Source organism: Methylosinus sp. KRF6, assembly GCF_018887255.1.
Lineage (GTDB): Bacteria > Pseudomonadota > Alphaproteobacteria > Rhizobiales > Beijerinckiaceae > Methylosinus > Methylosinus sporium.
The window spans coordinates 1-3,266 of the sequence record NZ_JAHLJF010000031.1; the positions used below are offsets into that span (position 1 = coordinate 1).

Sequence of the window (3,266 nt, forward strand, 5' to 3'; positions counted from 1 at the left end):
GCTTCAAAATCCGCGCCAGTAGAGGAAGCCAGTGGCGGCTGCTACATAAGACCGCTGATACCCAACGATTGCCCGAAACCTCACCGCACCCTCTGGAGCGGCTCGATAAGGAGACCCCAATAGTATTCGGCGGCGCCCTCGAACGTCAGATGACGGTCGGCGCCGCGCCCCATGGACGCCATTCCCATGGCTTTGAAATAAAGCCCTTGGTCGTCGGCCTCGACGCTCAGGCTTTCATTGCATGAATTGTCCGCGGCCTGATCGCTGTATGAAAAGGTGACGCCGCTGCCGAACATGCCGCCGAGCGCGATCTTGCAGCGGGCGACCGCCGCGCCGGCGCGGTAGACGACGGCGGTGAAGCGGTTCGCATCCAATCGCCGGAATGTCGTACGGATCGAGGCGTGCCTGGCTTGGAGTTCTTCGAGGGATGCCTCGAAGAAGCGGGCCATGTAGTCGAAACCGTCGTGGAGAAAGACATCCCTGTCGGCGTCGGTGAAGGACTGGCGAATCCTGAGATTGCTGGACCGTGGACCCGGTTCGGATATCCTCTGGGAATCGACCGCCGCTCGGAGGACCGGCTCACGAGAGTGGCCGGTGGCTGGCAGGGCGTCGCGGATCTTGCGGACGACGTCCAGGAACGCCTCGTCGAGATCCGGCCACGACTGCACGGGCTTTCCATCCTTTGGCGCCGCGAGCAATTTCCCGAACGGCGCGTTCAGCCAGTCGCAGTGGCGCAGGATGACCGGGATCACGCGGGCTTCGCCGGCTTCATGCCGCTCCATCGCCCGCATCACCTCGACATCGAAGCAATAGTTCGAGGCGAGAAAGTCGGGCGAGATGAGCAGGAGGATCACGTCGGCGCGTTCCAGTTCGGCGCGGATGCCGCGATCGAATTCATCGCCGGCGTTCAGGCGGCGGTCATTCCATGTTTCGATGTGCCCGTCCCGTTTCAGCATCGCGAGATGCGTCTCGAGACGGGAGCGGAGAGCTTCGTCGGCATGGGAGTAGGAGAGGAACAGGCGGGCCAAGGGAATTCTCCGAATCCAGAAACATATCTTTATATCCGGGAACGCCGCAGTCGACACCCGGCTTCAGCGAGGCGCTCTTTTTGGTGATCGATGCGGCGCATGGAGCGAACCAAATTGAAGACTCTTGACGATGTGCGGATCCGTGCGAATCTGAGAGGAATGTTTTCCGGTTCTTCTTGGAAAGAGCGACAAATGAATACAGCAATCGAAACGCTATCGTCGGCGCCTTCCGGGTTGTTCGACACAGGCCCGACCGGCATCATCGCGAAAGCCGAGTTCGCCACCAAACTGCAAAAATTCTGCATGGACGTCGGCCGGCTTGCAGGAGAACGCCCTGCGATCCGATGCTACACCTACGGGCACGGGATTCGATACATCACATGCGACATCCATGGATCGACGGCTACCGTATATCTGACGCTAATGGCGAACGGTCATGTTGAATTGCCCGACCTCACTCTACCGCAATGGAGGAAGAACGGAGGGTACACCGAGTGCGAGTTCTGCGTCGCGAGCGACCTCGATGCATTGCGGTTCATTGCCATGCTTGCAACATCGATCGGCGCGTCTTTCAATGCGGCTCGACCGGCCAAGCCCACTTTCTGACCAGAACTAGGCGACGCAGGTCGGTGATGCCGATCCGGAATTCATGTTCTTCGTCTTGCGTTGGTGTACCAAGAACATATGCCAACAAACGTTGATTGTTTGGCTCGATGAAGCTTTTAAGGTAGTTGCGGAATCTATACGATTCCATCGTTTCATGTGTAATTACTATACGCACGGGCCGCTGGTTTACTTGTTCGTTGAATTCCAATGTAAAGCCGCTTCGATCCCTCGCCGCAACATAGGCGTCTCCGAAAATCACGGCAGGATACGGGCTCGAAAGGCAGCGTGAGATTTTTCTAAAGTAATCAAACATAGGAACGCGACAGATTCCCACGATATTGAATGACATAGTGCATCTTTCCTCGAAAGAAAGATGAATAAATGTGTCTCGATAGCACTCTACGAGTCTCTCTAGGTCGCTTGTCCTTACACGCAACATACCATGATTTGGATTACCATCAAAATTTACGAAATTTTGATGGTAATCCAAGCGTCCACCTTGTTGCGTAGCCAGGCCATTTGACGCTTTGTGGTCTTCCGTTTCACGGGGGTCGAAATCAGTTATGAAATCGGAAAGCTTACGTCTCAGTTGCCTCTGCAAGAACTCATGATCATCTTCGTTTTCAAGTTTGTTCTGAACATCAATTATATTATTTATAACTCTCCATTCGCAATCTTCAACGTGTTTTTCCTCATATATATCACGAAAATGCGGCGTTATGCACCTTGACGAATCCTCGGGGTGAATGGTGTGATTTACTCCAGATATAACTACGCCATTTCGTCTGCATATTTCATTTGTGCAGCTAAAATTGAATCGTCTGCTCCTATCATTGCGCGACAAATACGCACGCCGAGCTTGCGTAATTGTAACTATTTCGTCAAGTTCAAAGCAATATGCTCTGGAAATTGGCATTCTCACTTCTCCCGTTTTTTTGCGTCTGCTACGGTTGATCGTCCTCTGGAGCGAATTGGAGTCAAAAGTGCACGAAACAGATAAAGCGAATCTCTCTGCGTGAATCGAATTGCCGCCTTCGAAAAAGAGTCATTCAGCGCCGCATTCCGCGAACCACCCGTTCCACCTCCTTTCGTCGAAACAGCGCGCGCGGGAGGCGATCCGCCGCGACCGGCGTGACGCCGTGGACTGCGAGGGCCTTGGTGACGCCCTTCGCGTGTCCGACCCCGAACGCGTCCATGAACTCGTTTGACATTGCGTATTCGCTTTGGAACGCGTCGAAATCGACGCGCGCGATGATGGTCGCCTTTCCGGTCGTATCGGCGCGCAGGAGACCGGCTTGGATGAGCGCGGGAACCATCGTGTCGATGGTCTTCAGTCGGCGCGCGACGTCGCCAGCGTACAGGAAGTCCTCGGCGTCGCGCGAGGGGCGTTTTTCGATCGAGGGGTCGCGTTTCCACTCGGAGATCGCATGTTCGACGACGGGACGGTCGAAAAGCTGGAAGCGGAGCTGCGGCGGCCCGGCGACGGGCTTCACGCCGAGCCGGGTCAACAATGTCGTGGCGGCGATAGCGCTCTGTTTTCCGATCATGGACGCGATCGCGTCGGGCGTGATGTAGGCGGTGACGTGCCCCCGAAGTTTCATCCAGCGGCGAGTTGAGTCCCGGCGGTTGATA

4 protein-coding genes are annotated in these 3,266 nt (G+C 55.7%); 1 reads left to right on the forward strand and 3 read right to left on the reverse strand.

Translation table 11 applies throughout. The features are described from left to right. Positions 1 to 80: 80 nt before the first annotated feature. Entirely contained in the window at positions 81 to 1,028 is a 948-nt protein-coding gene (locus KP010_RS22305; protein ID WP_142864801.1) for a toll/interleukin-1 receptor domain-containing protein, read from the reverse strand. Between the two features lie 192 nt (positions 1,029 to 1,220). Here KP010_RS22305 and KP010_RS22310 point away from each other — a divergent pair, with 192 nt between their 5' ends. Next, positions 1,221 to 1,634, forward strand: a complete 414-nt coding sequence (locus KP010_RS22310; protein WP_142864802.1) for a hypothetical protein — start codon at positions 1,221 to 1,223, stop codon at positions 1,632 to 1,634. Here KP010_RS22310 and KP010_RS22315 read toward each other — a convergent pair. Continuing rightward, on the reverse strand, positions 1,600 to 1,983 hold the full coding sequence (locus tag KP010_RS22315; protein ID WP_142864803.1) for a hypothetical protein: 384 nt from the start codon (positions 1,981 to 1,983) through the stop codon (positions 1,600 to 1,602). The two genes, KP010_RS22310 and KP010_RS22315, sit on opposite strands and share 35 nt — an antisense overlap. A gap of 700 nt (positions 1,984 to 2,683) precedes the next feature. After that, positions 2,684 to 3,266 (reverse strand): hypothetical protein (locus KP010_RS22320; protein ID WP_216281893.1); only part of this gene is annotated, 583 nt, incomplete at its 5' end.